The following is a 17,353-nucleotide window of genomic DNA, read 5'->3' as shown; positions in this document are numbered from 1 at the left end:
TTTAATTTGCTGTCCATTTCGGCAACCGGGACGCGAGGAAACCGCTGCGATTTTTGAAGAAACATGTATGCCATCTTTTTACTTTTCATATTTTTTATCCCACCTTTTCAAATTTCTACTTCAAATATACGGAAGAATTCTGTTAAAATGTATATGCAAACATGCATTTTTTTACATGTAAGCATTAAAAAAGGGAGTCAACCTATGAAAACGATAGGGGATAAAATCCAGTATTTTCGAGAGAAACGGGGCTATTCCAGAAAGTATGTTGCCGAAGACATTTGTGACGAATCCACATTGTTTCGGATTGAGAAGGGGAACCATATACCGCGTTTGGACATTTTGCAAAGCATCTGTCTGAAATTGAAGATTCCGGTCGATTACTTGCTTACCTATGAAAACGAAACGCTCATCCATTTTGTTGCGAAAATTCATAGATTATGTAGAGAAAGTCTTTATTTCCACGATTATACCACGCTGCAATACCTCATCGAAGAAGCAATCACATTTGTTAAAAGGAACAAAAGCTTTCGGGACAGCAGCTTCTTGAAATTTATTGAATGGCAAAAAGGCATCCTGTATTACCGGATTGACCGCCATCCGCGAAAAGCAGAGCAAACGTTTCGCAAGCTGATTTCAAGCGGCAAAATTGTCAATGAACTGGACATCAATGTTGCCAATTCACTTGCGCTGCTTCTGATCGAGATGGATCAAAAGGTTGAGGCATACCGCCTGTTGACAGATAGCATGAGTGCATTGGAAAGTCTACCCTTCGTAGAAGACAAGACCCTTTTCCCCAGATTAGGCTACAACCTGGCGTACATGCACTACCACCAAAAACGATATGATCTCTGCCTGGAGCTGGGCTATCGATTGCTTCTCTACTTATATTCGCATCACTTGCACTACTCGGCAGGAGAGATCTACCATATGCTGGGCATTGTGTATAGCAATGCGGGCAACCTGGAGCATGCCAGAGAGTATCTGGAGCATGCCGTTTCCATCTTCAAATTTGAACTTCGCGAGCAATTGTACGTCCAAGCGGCAAAAACCCTTGCCGAAATCCATTTCAAGCTTGGAGAAACCGAACAAGGCCACATCATTTTGCAAAAGACCCAAGATTTGTGCAAACGCATTTCGGACCTGCACTCAGTAAAGAAACAGGGACAAAAAATAGAGCATACCGAAAGTCAGTATGCTAAAATGGGCCTTTTTTCATCATCTCTTCCACTACTTGAACCGCTCTATTAATATCATCAGTCGTTATATGTCTATGAACAACCGCTCTAATCCTTCCATAGCCCATCTCTGAAAAAATCACGCCACGAGACTTTGCCGTTTGCAAAAATGAATCCCAAGAATAACGAGGATCAGTTACTCGAAAGATGACGATGTTTGTTTGCACCTGCTGGACATCCAATTCGATTCCGTTGATCCTTGCCAATCCATCGGCCAATTGTTTTGCATGCCTGTGATCCTGATCCAACCTTGCAACCATTGTATGTAACGCTATAATACCAGGCGCCGCAGCAATCCCTGCTTGCCTCATTCCTCCGCCCAACATCTTTCTTATTTTTCTCACTTTGTTTATATGAGACTGAGTTCCTGCTGCAATCGAACCAATTGGGGCAGACAATCCTTTTGACAAACAAAATTGAACCGAATCGGCATATCGAGCGATTTCTCTTACGTCCAGATCGAGGGCAACTGCCGCATTAAAAATACGGGCACCATCCATGTGGACAGGAACATTGCGTTCCGCCGCAAATTCCTTTACCTCTTGCAAATAAGCGATCGGCAAAACTTTTCCGCCGCAACGATTGTGGGTATTTTCCAGACAAATTAAAGAGGGCAAAGCAAACTGAGGATCCTCTTCATCAAACGGAAACGCCTTTGCAAGATCGTGCAGCAATAGTCGTCCATCCGCCTGAGTAGGTATCGGCTCGTATACAATCCCGCCGCAAACGGAGGCGCCGCCGGCTTCGTAAATATAGATGTCTGATTCATTGCCAACCAGCACCTTGGAGCCGCGAGGACAATGGGCCATTATGGAAGCCAAGTTTGCCATTGTACCGCTCGGCATAAAGCAGGCCGCTTCCATCCCCAGCATGTTGGCGGCCAATCGCTCCAGTTCATTCACAGTTTGATCCTGCCCGTACACGTCGTCTCCCAGCATGGCATGTTGAATGGCATCCATCATTTCCTGCGTCGGCAGGGTAACCGTGTCACTCAGAAAATTCAGCAACAGACACACGCTCCTTCATCTTTACTTCCACATTGTCCATTTGACTCAACAGCTGATGCAGCTCTTTTCCATCTGCTGCAGCCGCAATGATGTAGCCCAGTCGTCCGTACGCATTTACGACTCTTTGCACCAGCTTTCCCGGCTCTGCCCTGCATACGACTTCCTTCACACCCGGCAGTTGCCGAAGCTGTTCGATGCCGGTCACCTCCTGAATTTCTCCCGCTTCTTTTGGGATCAGAAAGCGAATCCCTGCATATTGTAGAGGCTGGCTGCCAAGCTCAGGGGACAAGCCAACCGCAGCTTTGAGTTGTTCCTTTAACACATCCATACCGGTCGCATGCCGAATCAGTTCGGGAATCATCCCCCCGGCCAATCGTCCATTGCACTCTACAAGGAATAGCTTTTCGTCTACGATTTTGATTTCCAGATGGCACGGCCCGAAGCGCCAATCCAGCTTTTTCAGCATGGACAGCACTCCCGTTTCCACGACCGTTTTGATTCGATTAGAAGCCAGGGACGGGAAAACATGGCCAGTTTCGATACAATAGGGCTCTCCCCCGATGCTCTTATCCGTTATGCCGATGATGGAGTGTCGCCCCTCATATGAAAAAACCTCGACACTGTACTCCGGTCCCTCCACGTACTCTTCGATCAAAGCGATTTGAGCGGTCGGTTGTTGGCGGACATTTCGTTTCACCGCCAATATCTCCTTCACCTGCCCGTGCAGCTCCGTAAAGGAAAGGCATTTTACGACCTGGTTGGACCCACTGTCATCGACTGGCTTGACTATGCACGGGAATTTGATATGCTGCTTGATTTCCTCCAACTGCTGTACATGGTCGACAGTAAAAAACCAGGGCTGGTAAAGCTCAGGAAGGTCCCGCAGCAAGGCGCGGACAGCCGCCTTGTTCCTGCACGTTTTCATCGCAATGGGCGGGTTGCCGCGCCATCCAAATCGCTTGGCCAGAAGCGCGACTGTATAAATGTAATATTCGCTGGTCGTCGTTATGCCCGCGATGTCCTCCCGTTTAAAATGAAGCGGAATCGTTTCTGCCAGTTTTTCCGGATCGTTTGTATCGCACACGACGATCTCGCAGCTTTGGTCGCGCAAGCCCTCATAGCGGTTCGGTTCACTGGTCAACAGCACCGGATCATATCCCAGTTCCTTTGTTCGCTTCAAGGCAAGCATGCCTGTTCCGGTTGTATTTGACTCAATAAACAGCAGTTTTCGCTTCATGTCCAAATTTCCCCTTGTTAAAGTGAAAGTACGTCCATTCGGAGACATCCTTTAATTCTTCAATGCGAGCAGGCGAAACACGCAAGCTCTCCTTTTTCAATTGGTGGGCGTTGAAAAAATCATCGCTGTAAATCGAGTGAAGATAGCGATCCCCTCTGTCCGGGAAGATGCAGGCAATCACTGACTGTTCCGATACCTGGCTGCTCAGCCACCTTGATACGGCGTACACGCTGCCTGAACTGTTCCCCGCAAAGATTTTTTCCTGAACGGCGAGCTCCCGCGTCCATGTGAAAGCTTCTTCGTCATTCAACCAGTGAACTACATCGATGACAGAGAAATCAACATTGGGCGAGCGCAAACTGTTGCCCAGGCCGCTTTGCAATCGTTTGGGATTGTCTGTTTGGTAGAAGATAACGCTGCCTACGGCATCGACAGCGATGACGGTCAAATCGGGATTTCTTTCCCGCAATGCTTTGGCTGTTCCGCATAGAGAGCCTCCACTCCCTACTGAACCGACGAGATAATCGACGCGCCCCAGCTCTTGTACCAGGTCATCCGCCAACTGCCGATAGGCCAGCGGATTTTGTGGATTCTCGTACTGCTTTGGCCAGTATGCATGGGGATATTTGTCCAGCAAACCATGCAAATAATTCAGCCTTGCTTTTTGCCAGCCCCCATCCGCTTCCATTTTCTCCACAATATGCACCTGCGCCCCCAACGCCCTGAGTTTTCCTAGCGTTAATTCATCAATGCGCGGGTCGGTGACAATGTGGACGTCATGCCCCAGGTATGTGCCAATCATGGCAATGCCCAAGGCCAGCGTTCCCGACGAGCTTTCCACGATCGGCGCATGATCCTGGAGCTCGCCGGTTCTCTTGGCAGCCATAATCATTTCCTTGGCTACCCTGTCTTTCATGCCATAGGGATTCAACAGTTCCAGCTTTGCGTATACAGGAGCTTTACTATTGCCATCCAGCCGCAGCCGGATTAGCGGCGTCTTTCCAATCAGGTCGATCAGGCTTTTCTCCATCACACCAAAACCTTCTTTCTTTCCATAGTGGACATGGATTGGAAGATTTCTGTCGGGCAGCCCAACTGTTTCAACAAAGACAGCCCTTCTTTTACTTTTTCATAATAGGCGCTGTCATTTTCAGAAAGGAGGATGCCGATAAATGTCCCGCTATGAGCCGTAACTATCCCCGCCCCTTCAATTGATCGACAAATTCTGTTTACCTGAGCAAACGTCTTCTTTGGATGCAGCTTCTGGTTCAATTCCGCGCTTCTCGTAGCGACCGCTCCTATTCCCCCCGCATCCTGGGCACGTATGGCAGCGGTTATCCTCTCAAGCAGCACGGCATATTCTTGCCTGTCTTCTTCTGTGAAAGGCTTGGGCAGGCAATTGAAATCGACCGTATTTACTTCGCCGCCCTCATCCAGGGCGATCACGGTAAACGGAGGGCACTCCCCTATCCGTTCTCTCAATCTCACTTCTTTGTGGTAATAAGAAACGATGCCAGGGTACATAATCCCGTCGGATGGCTCAATATCGCGAAGGATGTCCTCGATCACCTGGGTAGGAATGTCAATGTCATGGCAGGATTCAATGGCTTTTACAGTCGCCATCATATCTGCCGTCGAACTCGCCAGCCCCTTTCCTTGCTGAAGCTGACTTTCCAAATACAATGTGCCTTTGACGGGCAAGCCATAATACTCAAGGATTCTCTTGGCAAAATGAAGCGACTTCCGCTTCCACGCAGGATATACGCTTAACTCTTGATCCTGAGCTGAGCATACATATTTGCACGTCGAGTACTTCTCGACAGGAAACGTTACCAAAAAGTCCTGGCCGCTCGGCAAAACACCTTGCAGCAGCTCTCCAAAGGTGCCATGAGCTTCCCCTTTTCCCACTTTCAGTCTCATCGGTCATACTCCTTACCTTCAGACGTCATCCATCTGGCCAACTCTTCCCGCTGCTGCTTCAGATCAGTGGCAATTCTGCTGAATACCTGTTTGCATTGGGCGGCCTCTTGCGTTTGCAAGACAATCATGTCCTTCACTGCGTCCGGGTTTGTAGATCCTGCCGATCGCTTCATGGATAAGGCAGCACGTAAGCCAAAGAGCGATTGCAGCTCTTGCTGCGTGATTCGATTGGCAAAGCCGTGCTCACGGCAAATCTCCTGCAAGACTTCCACAGAAACATGCTGTGGAGATTGTCCGGCTTGGATCGACCGGGTGATAAACTGTCCGGCTATCACCTGCGCCTGCCGATACGGTATTCCGTTTTTTTCCGTGATCCGGTTTGCCAGCGAAAACCCCCCATAGTAATCCTTTGTGCAGCATTGCTTCATCTTTTCGCTTTGAAACTGGATGTTTTCAAATACGAGCATGAGTAAATCAAGCAGCACTTGCATTTCCTGGAACAGGGAGAGAAGGTTTTTGCTCGACTCCTTGGAAACCTCCACCAGATTGCTGTAGGCCGTGTTTCTTTGGCCGAGCAAAAAATCGACATAGTATGTGAGCAGATGGGCGGTTTTTCCCCTGGCCCTTTCCAAAATCGGAAAATTTCTCTTTTGGGGCATCGAGGATGAAATGCCGGCCAGCTCGTCGGGAAAGTCAATAAATTGGTACTCGCTGCTCCCCCAGTTCATCAGGTCGGTCAGGAAGCGGCTCATGTTGTTCGCAAAAAAAGCCAGGCAGCTCCCGATGTCCAACAGCCAGTCCCGCGAAGCAACCCCGCTCAGGGCATGGCCAATGTACGATGTAAATCCCAAAGACCTTGCCAATTGCAGGTTGTCCACGGGATATTCCTGTCCGGACATCGCCCCGGAGCCAAGCGGACAATATGTGTTCATCGCTTCCAATGCGGCAATCATCCTTTTTTCTGTCTCCAGAAGGTGTTTGCTGATCGCTGTCAGATAGAAGGAAACACTGATGATTTGCGCGGATTGAAAATGCGTGTACCCCGGCATGATGACCGTATGGTACATGTTTGCTCGATCCAAAATGACATCCCGCAGCATCTGAACTTTTTCGATCAGCGCGACCCACTGCTCCCTTGCATACATGAGCTGCGCGCATGCTTGAAAATCGTTGCGGCTCCGGTCGATATGCCATTTGACAACAGGTTGTTCCAACCGATTTTCAATCGACCGCTCCAGCGTGAAAGCCATGTCCGTCATATTTTCTTTTGATGATTGAAGCAGCGTTTCTTTCGTAATGCCCTGGATGGCTTTCAAAAGCGAACGCACCTCTTCTTTCGTCAAAATCATTGCCGTTTCGTACGAGCGCAAAAGAGCCGCTTCAATCTGAATGTAATGGTCGAAATAGTGGTGCAATTCATATTCAAACTGGGGATTAAGCACTGCCGTAGTATAGGTGTCATGCGGCGAATTTTTCACACGTCCGGTCAACCGTGCTTGCATAAGCTCAGCTCCAATTTCAAAATTTCCGAGATTGTTTTCCCTACATGTTCCACCTGCGGAGATGCCATCAAATTGTTGTGGTGTCCTCTCAAGGAATAGGTGTAGACCCTTCCCGTCGTTCTTTTTTTCCACTTCTCGATGTCAACCAGCTCATGGGGGTTGCTCGGATCGATCTCCTCGCAAGCGAGAATATGCAAATCCGTTTTGATGGGGGCAGAGAAGACGTAGCGGTCGCATGCCATGTTATTGGCAGCCATGACGTTGATAATGCGATGTACGTCTTCCAATTCGGCATTTGGCGGCAATCGCTTGCTTCGCACCGCTGCTTCCAAAATCATCTGACATTTTTCCGTTTCAGTAAGCCCGGCGAATGTTTCCGTATCAATCGACAGGCTGCTTGCCCACACGGTCAACGGATCTTCGCGATGCTCCCTGGTGGCTGCCTCATCAAACGGATGCGCATCGAGTAAACCGAGAAACACGATCGGTTCCCCGTTTGCTTCCAGAATCCGGGCCATTTCAACAGCGATGGTTCCCCCCATCGACCACCCCGCGAGCTGGTACGGTCCCTTGGGCTGAATCTTTTGCATTTCCTTTACATACAAGGCCGCCATCTCCCTTATATCATGGAGCGGGGCCGTATTTTTCTCATAGCCTTGTGACTGTATCCCGTACATGCTGATGTCCCGATCAATATTCCTGACGAGGGGAACATAGCATATCGTTCCTCCTCCCCCGGGATGAATCAGAAACAAGGGGGGGTCATCGCAGCGACTTTCTTTCAGCTTCACAACAATCCCGCTGTCATCTGGAGTGTCGTCTTCCGCTTGCAAGTACTCTCCCAAAGCTTCAATGGTTCTGTAAAGAAACAAATGTGAAGGAGCAAGCCTTACGTTCATGCGTTTTCGCAGCAAACCGACGATCTCAATGACTTTGATGCTGTGTCCTCCCAGATCAAAAAAGTCTTCGTTGATCCCGATCTCGCTAACATGCAATACTTCTCTCCAGATAGCAGCCAGCTGCTGTTCCAGCTTGGTTCGAGGCTGTATTTTCTCTTCGCTTTCCAACGCATTTTTTTCAAACGAGAGCCGGCTTTTATCCAGCTTTCCGTGAAGCGTCACCGGCAATTTGTCCAGCCAGTTGACCACGTGCGGAATCATGTAATGAGGCAGTTTTGTGGCTAGGCGTTTTTTCAATTCCTTGGCCGTAAGCGACATCCCGGTTTGTTTGACAAGAAACGCGAAAATTTTTTTATCGCCGTGCACCTCTTCGACCAGAACGGCCGCCTCGCTGATTTCCGGCTGCTGCAGCAGCGCATGTTGAATTTCTTCCAGTTCAATGCGGAATCCCCTGACTTTGACTTGGCTATCTTTCCGCGAAACAAACAAATAATCTCCCGAGTCGAGTTGTTTGACCAAATCTCCGGTACGATAGTATCGCTGCGTTGTCCCCGTTATGTCGATCAGAGGAAAGGCCTTTTCCGTCAGCTCTTGATTGTTTACGTACCCTTTGGCTACACCGGGCCCGCCGATAAACAGCTCCCCGATGACACCTTGCGGGACCGGTTGAAAATGTTCGTCCAGCACTACGAGATGATAATGGGGGAACGGTTTGCCGATCGGTGCAATCAAGCAGTCCTGGTCAGCGTCGCACTTCCAGTAGCTTGCGGCCACACACGCTTCTGTCGGCCCGTACAAGTTAATCAGCGGAATCCCGCTGTCCATCTTTTCGGCAAATTTTCGAACGAGCTTGTGCTGCAAGGCCTCTCCGCCCGTAAATACATATCGGAGATGGCTGTTTTGGGTAAACGCAGGCTGATCCAGCAGCTTCTCCAGCAAGCTGTGGAAAAGCTGGGCTCGCGTAATCCGTTCGTCTCTGATCAAATCTCCCAAATAGTCCGTGTCGAATTGCTTGTCAGGGTGGGTGATAACCAATGTTCCCCCGCCGATCAGCGAACAAAAAATCTCTGTCATCGCCGGGTCAAAGCTGCAGCCGATGTTTTGGAGCACCTTTTCCTCTGGGCTGAACGGAAACTCCTGAAGAAAACCGGTGATATGGTTCACCAGAGACGCATGCGTAATGCCGACCCCCTTGGGCTTCCCTGTCGTTCCCGACGTATAAATGACATAGGCCAAGGCTTCCTCGGGGCAAAGAGAAAGCGTCCCTTCAAGCTCGTCGGCAGGCTGCCTGTCGAAAATGTCCCGAGGCGCAAGAATCGTCATGTTCTCTTTCCACGCATGGAACAAGGGATCGTCTGTGATCATGACAGTCGATTGGGCATCTTCCGCCATGATTCTCACCCGCTCAATCGGCAGCGCAGGATCGACGGGCATATACACGCAGCCGCTTTTCAACACTCCCAGCAAAGCTGCGATTTGCTCGGGTGATCGCTTCAGACGAATGCCGACGATGCTGCCCGGCTGAACTCCTCGGCTGACCAGCTCATGTGCGATTTGATTTGACCGTTGATTCAGCTCTTTATATGTAAAGGCTTGCTCATGCCCTTTGACCGCAATCCTGTCCGGCATCAGCCGTCCCTTTTGCTCCACCAGGGTATGGATAAACTGGGGAGTCATCCTGGCAAGCAGCAGATTTTGGGAGTGCAGCCTCTTCCTCTCCTCTTTCGTTAACAGATTCAGCTTACAAATCGGCTTTTCCGGGTTGCTCAAGATTTCTCTGATCAATGTTATGTAGTGCTGACTAAAACGTTCGATTGTTTTTCGATTGAAAAGATCGGTGCTAAATTCGATCTCGCCTGACATTTTCCCGCCTTCGCATGAAATGTACAGCACCAGGTCAAACTTCGACGTATTCGTATTGATCTTTTCGTTTTCAATCGCAAATGGTACGTCTGTATACTCTTCCTGACCCTCATGGAGAGTAAAGAGCGCCTGAAAAAACGGATGATAGCTGCTGTCTCGGTCCGGGTTCAATTCCTGTACCAGTTTTTCAAAAGGAACCTCGTTGTTTTCATACGTCAGCAGAAAGGATTTGATCGTTTCTTTGATGATTTTGTGGAAGCTGCTGTACGGTCGGATAAAGGTCCGAACCGGCAACGTATTGACGAAAAAGCCGATCAGGTCTTGCGTAAACGGATGAGAACGGTTGGCAATCGGCGTACCGATCACAATGTCTTTTTGCCCGGTATAGCGGTAGAGAAGCACATTGAATACGGCCAGAAAAAAGGTGTAATGAGTGGCCTGATGGGATCGGCAAAACATGTTGATCGGTTCGACCAAGGCGCCGGGAATTTCAAATTTTACATTGCCCCCCGCGTAAGACTGTTCCTTGGGTCTCGGTCGGTCGGTCGGGAGCTCCAGCAACGCAGGGACTTGATCCAGATGCTGCTGCCAAAAGTGCAGCTTTTTCTGCAAATGCTCTCCTTCCAGCCTCTCTCTTTGCCAGTTTGCGTAGTCTGCGTATTGCAAAGGAAGCTCCTCGTATCTCTCGACTCGGCCCTGTTCGATCATCGGGTAGATGGTTACCAGTTCTTTTTTCAGAACCTCCAGCGACCAGGCATCAAAGATAATATGGTGAATATTGATCAACAGATAATGGTAGCCTGGATTGACTTCGATCAACTGAAATTTGATTAACGGGCCATTCTCCAAATCAAAAGGCTCCAGCGCAAATTTCTGGAGGTATTCCGAAAAGGGCTGCTCCCGCTCCAACTCCTCCATTCTTTTTGGTTCAAGCGTCAAGGGGGGAGCTTGAAGGGAAACCTTTTGCTTCAGTTCCCCTTCTATTTCAACAAAAGTGGTTCGCAAAATTTCATGTCGCTCTATGATTTTTTGAAGTGTTCTCGTCAGGACATCCGGCTTCAATTCTCCTGTTATTTTTAGCTGCAGCGGAATATGATAGGTCGCGCTATGTGGGACCATTTGTTCAAAAAACCAGATTCTGTTTTGTTCGTAGGAAGATGGCAGCAAGTATACTTCATTTCCTGCTGAAAATGAGCACATGTTATCCCTTCCTTTTCGGGTTGGACACATTACAGTTTTTGTCTAACCCTTGTTACTTTTTGAATGGGAAGATCGCTTTTCTTTTTCTTCTTTTGCAGGCAAGCAGCCAGTTCTCGGATGGTTGGATGCTCAAAAATTTCCATCAGGCTGGCCTCGTAGCCAAGCCGTTCGCTTATGCGGGCGATCATTTTCACCATCAGAAGCGAATGTCCCCCGCATTCAAAGAAGTTACTGCTTGCTCCAATGGATGAGACAGGCAGCAGCTCAAGCCATATCTTCTTCAGTTCCCCTTCCACCGGGTTTTGCAAGTGATCGTTCTCGTTGCCAGCTTCGGCAGCTCGCATGGCAGCCAGTTTCTTTCGATCGACCTTGCCGTTTTTGGTTACAGGCACCTCGTCGATCTGCACAAACCGGTTCGGGATCATGGCGAGGGGCAATTCATGGCGCAACTGCTTCCGCAGCTGTTCGGAATGCAGCTTGCGCTTGCCTTCCATCACAATGTAGGCATGCAGCTGGATGTGGCCGGCCTCCATCATGTCCATGATCACGCACTGTTTTGCGTCGATCTGCCGCAAAATCGCCGCAGCTATTTCATTTTTATGGATGCGAACGCCTCTGATCTTGATTTGATCGTCTGCCCGCCCCATAATCTCCAGACTTCCATCGGGACGATACAAGCCGAGATCGCCGGTACGGTACAAACGGTCATCGTCTTGCGGACGGAAGAAATTTGGCGTAAACGGCCCTGCTTGCTTGTCCAGGTAACCGGCCGTCCGATAGGGGGTTCTAACAACGATCTCTCCTGGTTCCCCAACCCCGCACAGTTGATTCTGCTGATTGACAACGAGCAATTGCGTATCCGGAATCGGCTTTCCTATCGGGATCACTTCCTCGCAGAATTCCTCCGGCACGATATGGAAGCATTTCGCCAGCGTTGTTTCGGTTTGGCCATAGAAGTTATTGATTTGCGCATCGGTCACTTTCCGCCAGGAACGAACCAGAGCGCCCGTCAATGGTTCGCCTGCGAAAAATATATGCCTGAGCGTATGCAGATGCTTGACGTTTTTCGACTGCGACAACCAATGGTCGGCCAGTGACGGCACCGCATGAAGCAGCGTTATCCTTTTCTCGGCGAGCCAATCGACGATTTCCGTCTCCTGCCTGGAAGGAATGACGAGTGTAGCGCCGCTTGTCAGAGGCAAAAAGACATCCCGCAAAAACACGTCAAATGTACTATTGGTTAACTGCGCGCTGCGATCCGCCGGTGTCACGGCAAACTGGTTTCGCTGCCAATCCAGGAAATGCGCCAAGCCATTATGCGTGCCCAGAATGCCCTTTGGCTCCCCTGTCGTTCCGGAAGTAAAGAAAATATAGGCATACCCGCAAGCCTCTTCCGGTGCAAAGCCTTCGTTTTCCTCTGTCTTGTCACTGATCAGCTCACTTACTTTATAGGCAGGCAGCTTCGATTCCGTGCCTTGATGCGTCGGCTGAAGAGGCCCGGCGGTCAGCATCAGGCGCGGATTTGCGCTTTGCAGCATCGATTCCATTCTTTTGACAGGCAACTGCGTGTCCAGGTTCATAAAAACGGCATCTGCCAAATGTACGCCGATCATGGCGGCGACCATTTCATAGCTTCTGTCCCCATACAGCGCGACGACATCCCCCGATTTTACCCCTCGCCTGCGCAAGCCAATGGCAATCTGCATGGAATCCTGGAACAACTGCCGATAGGTATAGCTTGTACCCGCATCTTCCACGGCGATCTGTTGGGGGATTAGCTCGCTCCAATGCTTTATGTTCCGCGTGATGCGCGGAAACTTGATCGTCCGCAGGCTTTCTGCAGGATCAGGCAAAATCCTCTTTGCTTCCGGCGTCACCAGCGAAAAGGACCCGACAGCCAGATCCGGCGACTGGATGGCTTGCTTTAGCAGGTGAACGAATTGATTGAGGAATTCCTGCATTCTCGCCTTTTCAAACATATGGTTTTGATAGGCAAGCGCCAGTTGGAAGCCGCTGCTTGTTTCTTCAATGTAGAGCGTCATGAAAAATTTCGATTCGATTTCGTCCTGTTCGATTTCTTCAACCAACAGGTTCTGGGTGACAGATGTTTTGGTTTCTTCAAAATTGCGGTAATTGATCAACACATCAAACAGCGGATTTTGGTTTAGATTTCGATTCGGATTCACTACTTCCACAATTTTTTCAAACGGAATATCTTGATTGGCAAACGCCTCGAGCACTGTTTGTTTTGTCTGGTCCAATACGTCCCTGTAGGCTGCATGTTGGTCCAGAACCAGCCGCAACGGCAGCGTATTGAGGTAAAGTCCCACCGATTGCTCCAATTCAGAAGAATTCCGATTGACTACGGGAGTTCCGATGACAAGATCGTTTTGCTGGGACAGTCTGGACAGCAGCAGGCCGAAAACAGACAGCATCGTCATAAAGGGAGTGACCCTTCGCTGCTGGCTGAACGCTTTGATATCTGCTGAGACTTTTGAAGACAAGGCTGTTCTCAGCGTTTCATTCTCTACCTCGCCCTCCCTTTTTCGCCGTCTGTTCATGGGAAGCTGCAGCAGCGGAATCTCTCCGTCAAACTTTTTGATCCAATAGGAAAGCTGATCCTGGTACTCGGCCTGATTGATAAAATGATTGTGTCTTAAAAGGTAGTCGACATATTGTACAGGTTGATCGTCCAAAAACGTTTCTTCGCCGCCATACAGCTTGAGCAGTTCTTCCTTGATTACCTTTAGTGACCAGCCATCACAGATAATATGATGGAAGACGAGAATCAGCACATCGGCTGACTTCCCTTTCACCAGACGAGCTCTTGCCAAAGGTGCCGCAGCGAGATCAAACGGAATGGACGTCTCACGTCGCACAATCCGCTGCAACTCCTGCTCTCCCCACTCCTCCACCTGCAGAGAAATGTCGGCCTGGGGCAGGATGATCTGCACGGGCTCCCCGTTTTTATTGCGGAAAGCGGTACGCAGCGATTCATGTCGGGCGATCAGTTGGTTGAGGCAATCGCGCAATTTTTCCGCATCAGCAGACCCGTGGAATTTCAACACCAGCGGCATGTTGTATTTGGTGTCTTGATAGAGCTGATCCAAAAACCAAACCCGCTTTTGCGAATCCGACAGGGGGAACTGCTGATCGCGGTCAGCGGCCTGGGTAACCGGACTGTTTGCGTCGCTGGTCGCACGTCTTTCCAAAACGCCAGCCAATGTTTCAACCGTTGGATTTTCAAACAAGTCTTTCACGTAAAGCTTTGACCCGCATTTTTTGTTGATTTCTGAAATAATCTGCACCGCTAGTAAAGAATGGCCGCCTAATTCGAAAAAGTTATCCTGGACACCCGTTTTTTGCACTCCTAATTTCTCACGCCAAATAGATAAAATGGCTTGTTCTCTATCGTTTTTCGGGGCGACGTAAGCGCCGGCGGAAGCCAGATCGCGTTCGGTTGGCTTGGGCAGCTGCTGCCGGTCGATTTTCCCGTTGGCATTTAGCGGGAATGCCTGTACTTGTACGTAATAGCTCGGTACCATGTACTCCGGCAGCAACTTTTTCAGCTCATGCTTCAATGCGCCGGGCGGAATACTGCCTTTTGCGGACGTGTAGTAAGCAGCCAAATATTGGACGTCGCTCTCGGTTTTATGCACGATGACCACAGCCCCGGAAACCCCGTCGATGGACCTGAGCGTGGTTTCGATCTCTCCAAGCTCGACCCGCATTCCTCTCAACTTGATTTGATTGTCCTGACGGCCGAGGAACATAATGTTTCCATCCGGCTTGAAGTACCCTCTGTCGCCTGTCCGGTACATGCACTCTCCCGGATAAAACGGATCGGGGATAAAGGACTGACTCGTTCTCTCCGGATTGTTGATATATCCTCTGGCCAAGCCTATGCCGGCAATATACAAATCACCAGGGACGCCTGGCGGAACCGGTTCCAGGAACTTGTCCAGAACATAGATGCGGTTATTGTCTATCGGACGTCCTACGGAAACGATTTCCGAGCCGTTCTCCGGCTCAGGCTCGCAATCATAGCAGGTGGAATCAATAGAAACCTCCGTTGCCCCCCATGTGTTAAACAGCTTGCCCGGCATCCTTTCATAGAACGAGCGGACCACGTCGGCGTGCAATGCTTCTCCGCTGGACACGACAATGCGCAGGTTTGTCAATTGTCGTCTCTGAAGAGGAGTGATTTGCTCCAGGACCATTTTCAGCATGCTCGGTACAAACTGAAGCAAAGAAACATTGTGCTTTATCGCATATTCGATGATGCTGACAGGGTCCCGGTGCGCTCCCTTGGGAAGAAACGCGATTTTCGCTCCGACGGTCAATGGCCAGAAAATTTCAACGGCGGAATCGTCAAACGTCAAAATCGTCTTTTGCAGTACGACTTCATGCGCCTTCAAACGATGCTTGTTCTGCATCCAGTTCATCCGGTTGACCCAGCCTTTATGCGTGTTGCTGACACCTTTTGGCTTTCCGGTCGAGCCTGACGTGTAATAGATGGATACGAGATTCTCCGGAGTGACGGAAACATCCGGCTTCGTGACTGGATATCCGTCCAAAAGGCTCTCGTGCAGCAAATAGGAAAGCAGTTCGATATCTGTTCCTTCCTGTAGACTTGTCCCCGGCTGTGTCAGGCAAATCGAAGCCTGCGCATCCCGCAAAATGGCGTAAGCCCGTTCCCAGGGGACTTCCGTATCGATTGGCAGATAAGCTCCACCCGCCTTCAAAATTCCCATGATGGACACGATCAGCTCCAAGGAGCGCTCCATGCATACCCCCACCGGCGTGTCGACCGTTACGCCCTTTTCCCGCAGCAAGTGAGCAAGCTGATTCGCCTTTTCATCCAGCTCTTTGTAAGTCAGGCACTCCCCTTCATACTCGGCGGCGATGTTGTCCGGCGTCCGCTTCGCTTGGGCTTCAAACCATTCGTGCAGGGCAACATCCGGGAACTCGCAGGCCGTCTCATTAAACGTGTGGATCATGAACCGTTTTTCCGTCTCGCTCATCACGGGAACCTGTTCAACAGGAATGAACGGCTGTTCCAGCACCCCCCGACAAAGCTGCAGAAAATGCGAACTAAACCGCTCGATCGTCTCTTCCTGATACAAATCGGTCCGATACTCCCATTTCCCGATATATTCGTCGCCGCTCCGTTCGATAAACAGCGTCAGATCAAACTTGGCAGTCTGGTTATGGAGGGGAACCGGTTCGCTGACAGTCAGGTTCTTTCCATGGTCAAACTCAAACGAAAAGTCCTGGAAGCTGAACATATATTGAAACAGAGGCTGCCGGTTGACAGAACGATGCGGTTGAAGCTCTTCCACCACCTTGTCAAACGGGACGTCGCCATATGAGAATGCTTTTACCGCAGTGTCGCTTACCTGCTGTACAAGCTCTGCAAAGCTGGAGCCTTCGCGGATTTCATTTCGGATCACCAACGTGTTTACGAAAAAGCCGATTAACCCCTCCAGCTTGGCGTGATTCCGCCCTGCGGAAGTCGTACCAATCGCAATGTCTTTTTCCTGCGACAAGCGATAAATCAACAGTGTAAAGAGCGAAAGCATCGCCATGAACGGGGTCGTATGATGTTGTTTGCAAAACGCCTTCAATTGCTCCAACAGTTCATTCGGGATCCGGAACATACTTACTGCCCCATCATGAGAATCCGGACGTGTTTTTTTCTGATTCGCCATGAGCTTGATAGACGGGGGCTCGGTTGCAAGCTGCTTTTTCCAAAAATCCATCTGCTCCCGATAAACGGGGGAATCGATAAAAGCATTCTGCCAGCACACATAGTCGCTGTATTGAATGACATGCCCTTCCCGGCCTTCCTGCGCCTCACAGTCCGTCCCGCCCGTCATGTCGTTGTATTTCTTGAGCAGGTCGGATTGGAACACGTAATTCGACCAGCCGTCCCAGACGATATGATGGACATTGTAGTAAAAGAGATGCCGATTATCCGCCAGATGATACAGCGTAAACCGGTATAGCGGATCGGAAGTCAGGTCGAACGGGATCCTCGCGTCTTCCGCCATCGCCTGAAGAGCTGTTTGCCTGGCTGATTCGTATGGAAGCCCGGATAAAGAGACAAGCTCCAGATTGCTCTTTTTTGAGGCATCAACAATCTGGAAAGGACGGCCATCCTCCTCGAAAAAGTTGGCCCTCAACACTTCATGACGGGCCAGCACAGACTCCAGGCTGGCAACAAACGCATCGTAGTCTAGAGGTCCCGTTATTTCAAAATAGTTGGGCAGGTTGTACAAGGAACTGGTTCCTTGCCATTCATTGATAAACCAGAGCCGCTTTTGTGCAAACGACAAGTCTCTCTTCTGCTCCTTGTTTCCGGCCGGCAGCAATTTCGGCTCTTCCGCGATGCAAGTCTGTGACTCGATAAATTTGCTCAATTCATAAATGGTTGGATGTTGAAAGACATCTTTCAAAGCAAGCGGAATCTGGAACCGCTGTTTTA

8 protein-coding genes are annotated in these 17,353 nt (G+C 49.8%); 1 reads left to right on the top strand and 7 read right to left on the bottom strand.

Annotated elements, in window-relative coordinates; all coding sequences use genetic code 11:
• The first annotated feature begins 204 nt into the window (after nt 1-204).
• The gene (locus M516_RS0112380) at nt 205-1,251 is read left to right on the top strand and encodes a helix-turn-helix transcriptional regulator (RefSeq protein ID WP_029099396.1); all 1,047 of its coding nucleotides are present in this window, start codon (nt 205-207) and stop codon (nt 1,249-1,251) included.
• On the opposite strand, the gene ltaE is transcribed toward M516_RS0112380, so the two are convergent.
• Genes ltaE through M516_RS23425 form a run of 7 tightly spaced genes read right to left on the bottom strand, consistent with a single transcriptional unit; the run spans nt 1,199 to nt 17,324 of the window.
• Nucleotides 1,199-2,245 (bottom strand): low-specificity L-threonine aldolase, encoded by a 1,047-nt coding sequence (gene ltaE, locus M516_RS0112375; RefSeq protein WP_029099752.1) that lies wholly within the window; start codon nt 2,243-2,245, stop codon nt 1,199-1,201. The genes M516_RS0112380 and ltaE overlap by 53 nt on opposite strands.
• Nucleotides 2,226-3,482 carry an ATP-grasp domain-containing protein gene (locus M516_RS0112370; RefSeq protein WP_029099395.1) on the bottom strand — a complete coding sequence of 419 codons (1,257 nt, stop codon included), beginning with the start codon at nt 3,480-3,482 and terminating at the stop codon, nt 2,226-2,228. The genes ltaE and M516_RS0112370 overlap by 20 nt, the downstream gene beginning before the upstream one ends.
• Complete coding sequence (locus M516_RS0112365) at nt 3,457-4,512, bottom strand: cysteine synthase family protein (protein ID WP_035289689.1); 1,056 nt, start codon at nt 4,510-4,512, stop codon at nt 3,457-3,459. Before M516_RS0112365 ends, M516_RS0112370 begins: the two co-directional genes overlap by 26 nt.
• Nucleotides 4,512-5,402, bottom strand: a complete 891-nt coding sequence (locus M516_RS0112360) for a GHMP family kinase ATP-binding protein (RefSeq protein ID WP_029099393.1) — start codon at nt 5,400-5,402, stop codon at nt 4,512-4,514. The genes M516_RS0112365 and M516_RS0112360 overlap by 1 nt, the downstream gene beginning before the upstream one ends.
• Nucleotides 5,399-6,904, bottom strand: a complete 1,506-nt coding sequence (locus M516_RS23430; protein ID WP_035289686.1) for an argininosuccinate lyase — start codon at nt 6,902-6,904, stop codon at nt 5,399-5,401. The genes M516_RS0112360 and M516_RS23430 overlap by 4 nt, the downstream gene beginning before the upstream one ends.
• Nucleotides 6,889-10,866, bottom strand: coding sequence for a non-ribosomal peptide synthetase (locus M516_RS0112350; RefSeq protein WP_193746974.1), 3,978 nt, complete (start codon nt 10,864-10,866; stop codon nt 6,889-6,891). Before M516_RS0112350 ends, M516_RS23430 begins: the two co-directional genes overlap by 16 nt.
• Nucleotides 10,867-10,895: 29 nt before the next feature.
• The gene (locus tag M516_RS23425; RefSeq protein WP_238550972.1) at nt 10,896-17,324 is read right to left on the bottom strand and encodes a non-ribosomal peptide synthetase; all 6,429 of its coding nucleotides are present in this window, start codon (nt 17,322-17,324) and stop codon (nt 10,896-10,898) included.
• Nucleotides 17,325-17,353: the final 29 nt, after the last annotated feature.

This window comes from Brevibacillus thermoruber 423 (genome assembly GCF_000454065.1).
In the GTDB taxonomy this organism is placed as follows: Bacteria; Bacillota; Bacilli; order Brevibacillales; family Brevibacillaceae; genus Brevibacillus; species Brevibacillus thermoruber.
This window is presented reverse-complemented; position numbering and strand designations above follow the sequence as displayed.

Coding starts and splice junctions, on each gene's coding strand:
- M516_RS0112380 (WP_029099396.1), top strand. CDS start 205: ATGAAAACGATAGGGGATAAAATCCAGTATTTTCGAGAGAAACGGGGC.
- M516_RS0112370 (WP_029099395.1), bottom strand. CDS start 3,482: ATGAAGCGAAAACTGCTGTTTATTGAGTCAAATACAACCGGAACAGGC.
- M516_RS0112365 (WP_035289689.1), bottom strand. CDS start 4,512: ATGGAGAAAAGCCTGATCGACCTGATTGGAAAGACGCCGCTAATCCGG.
- M516_RS0112360 (WP_029099393.1), bottom strand. CDS start 5,402: ATGAGACTGAAAGTGGGAAAAGGGGAAGCTCATGGCACCTTTGGAGAG.
- M516_RS23430 (WP_035289686.1), bottom strand. CDS start 6,904: ATGCAAGCACGGTTGACCGGACGTGTGAAAAATTCGCCGCATGACACC.
- M516_RS0112350 (WP_193746974.1), bottom strand. CDS start 10,866: ATGTGCTCATTTTCAGCAGGAAATGAAGTATACTTGCTGCCATCTTCC.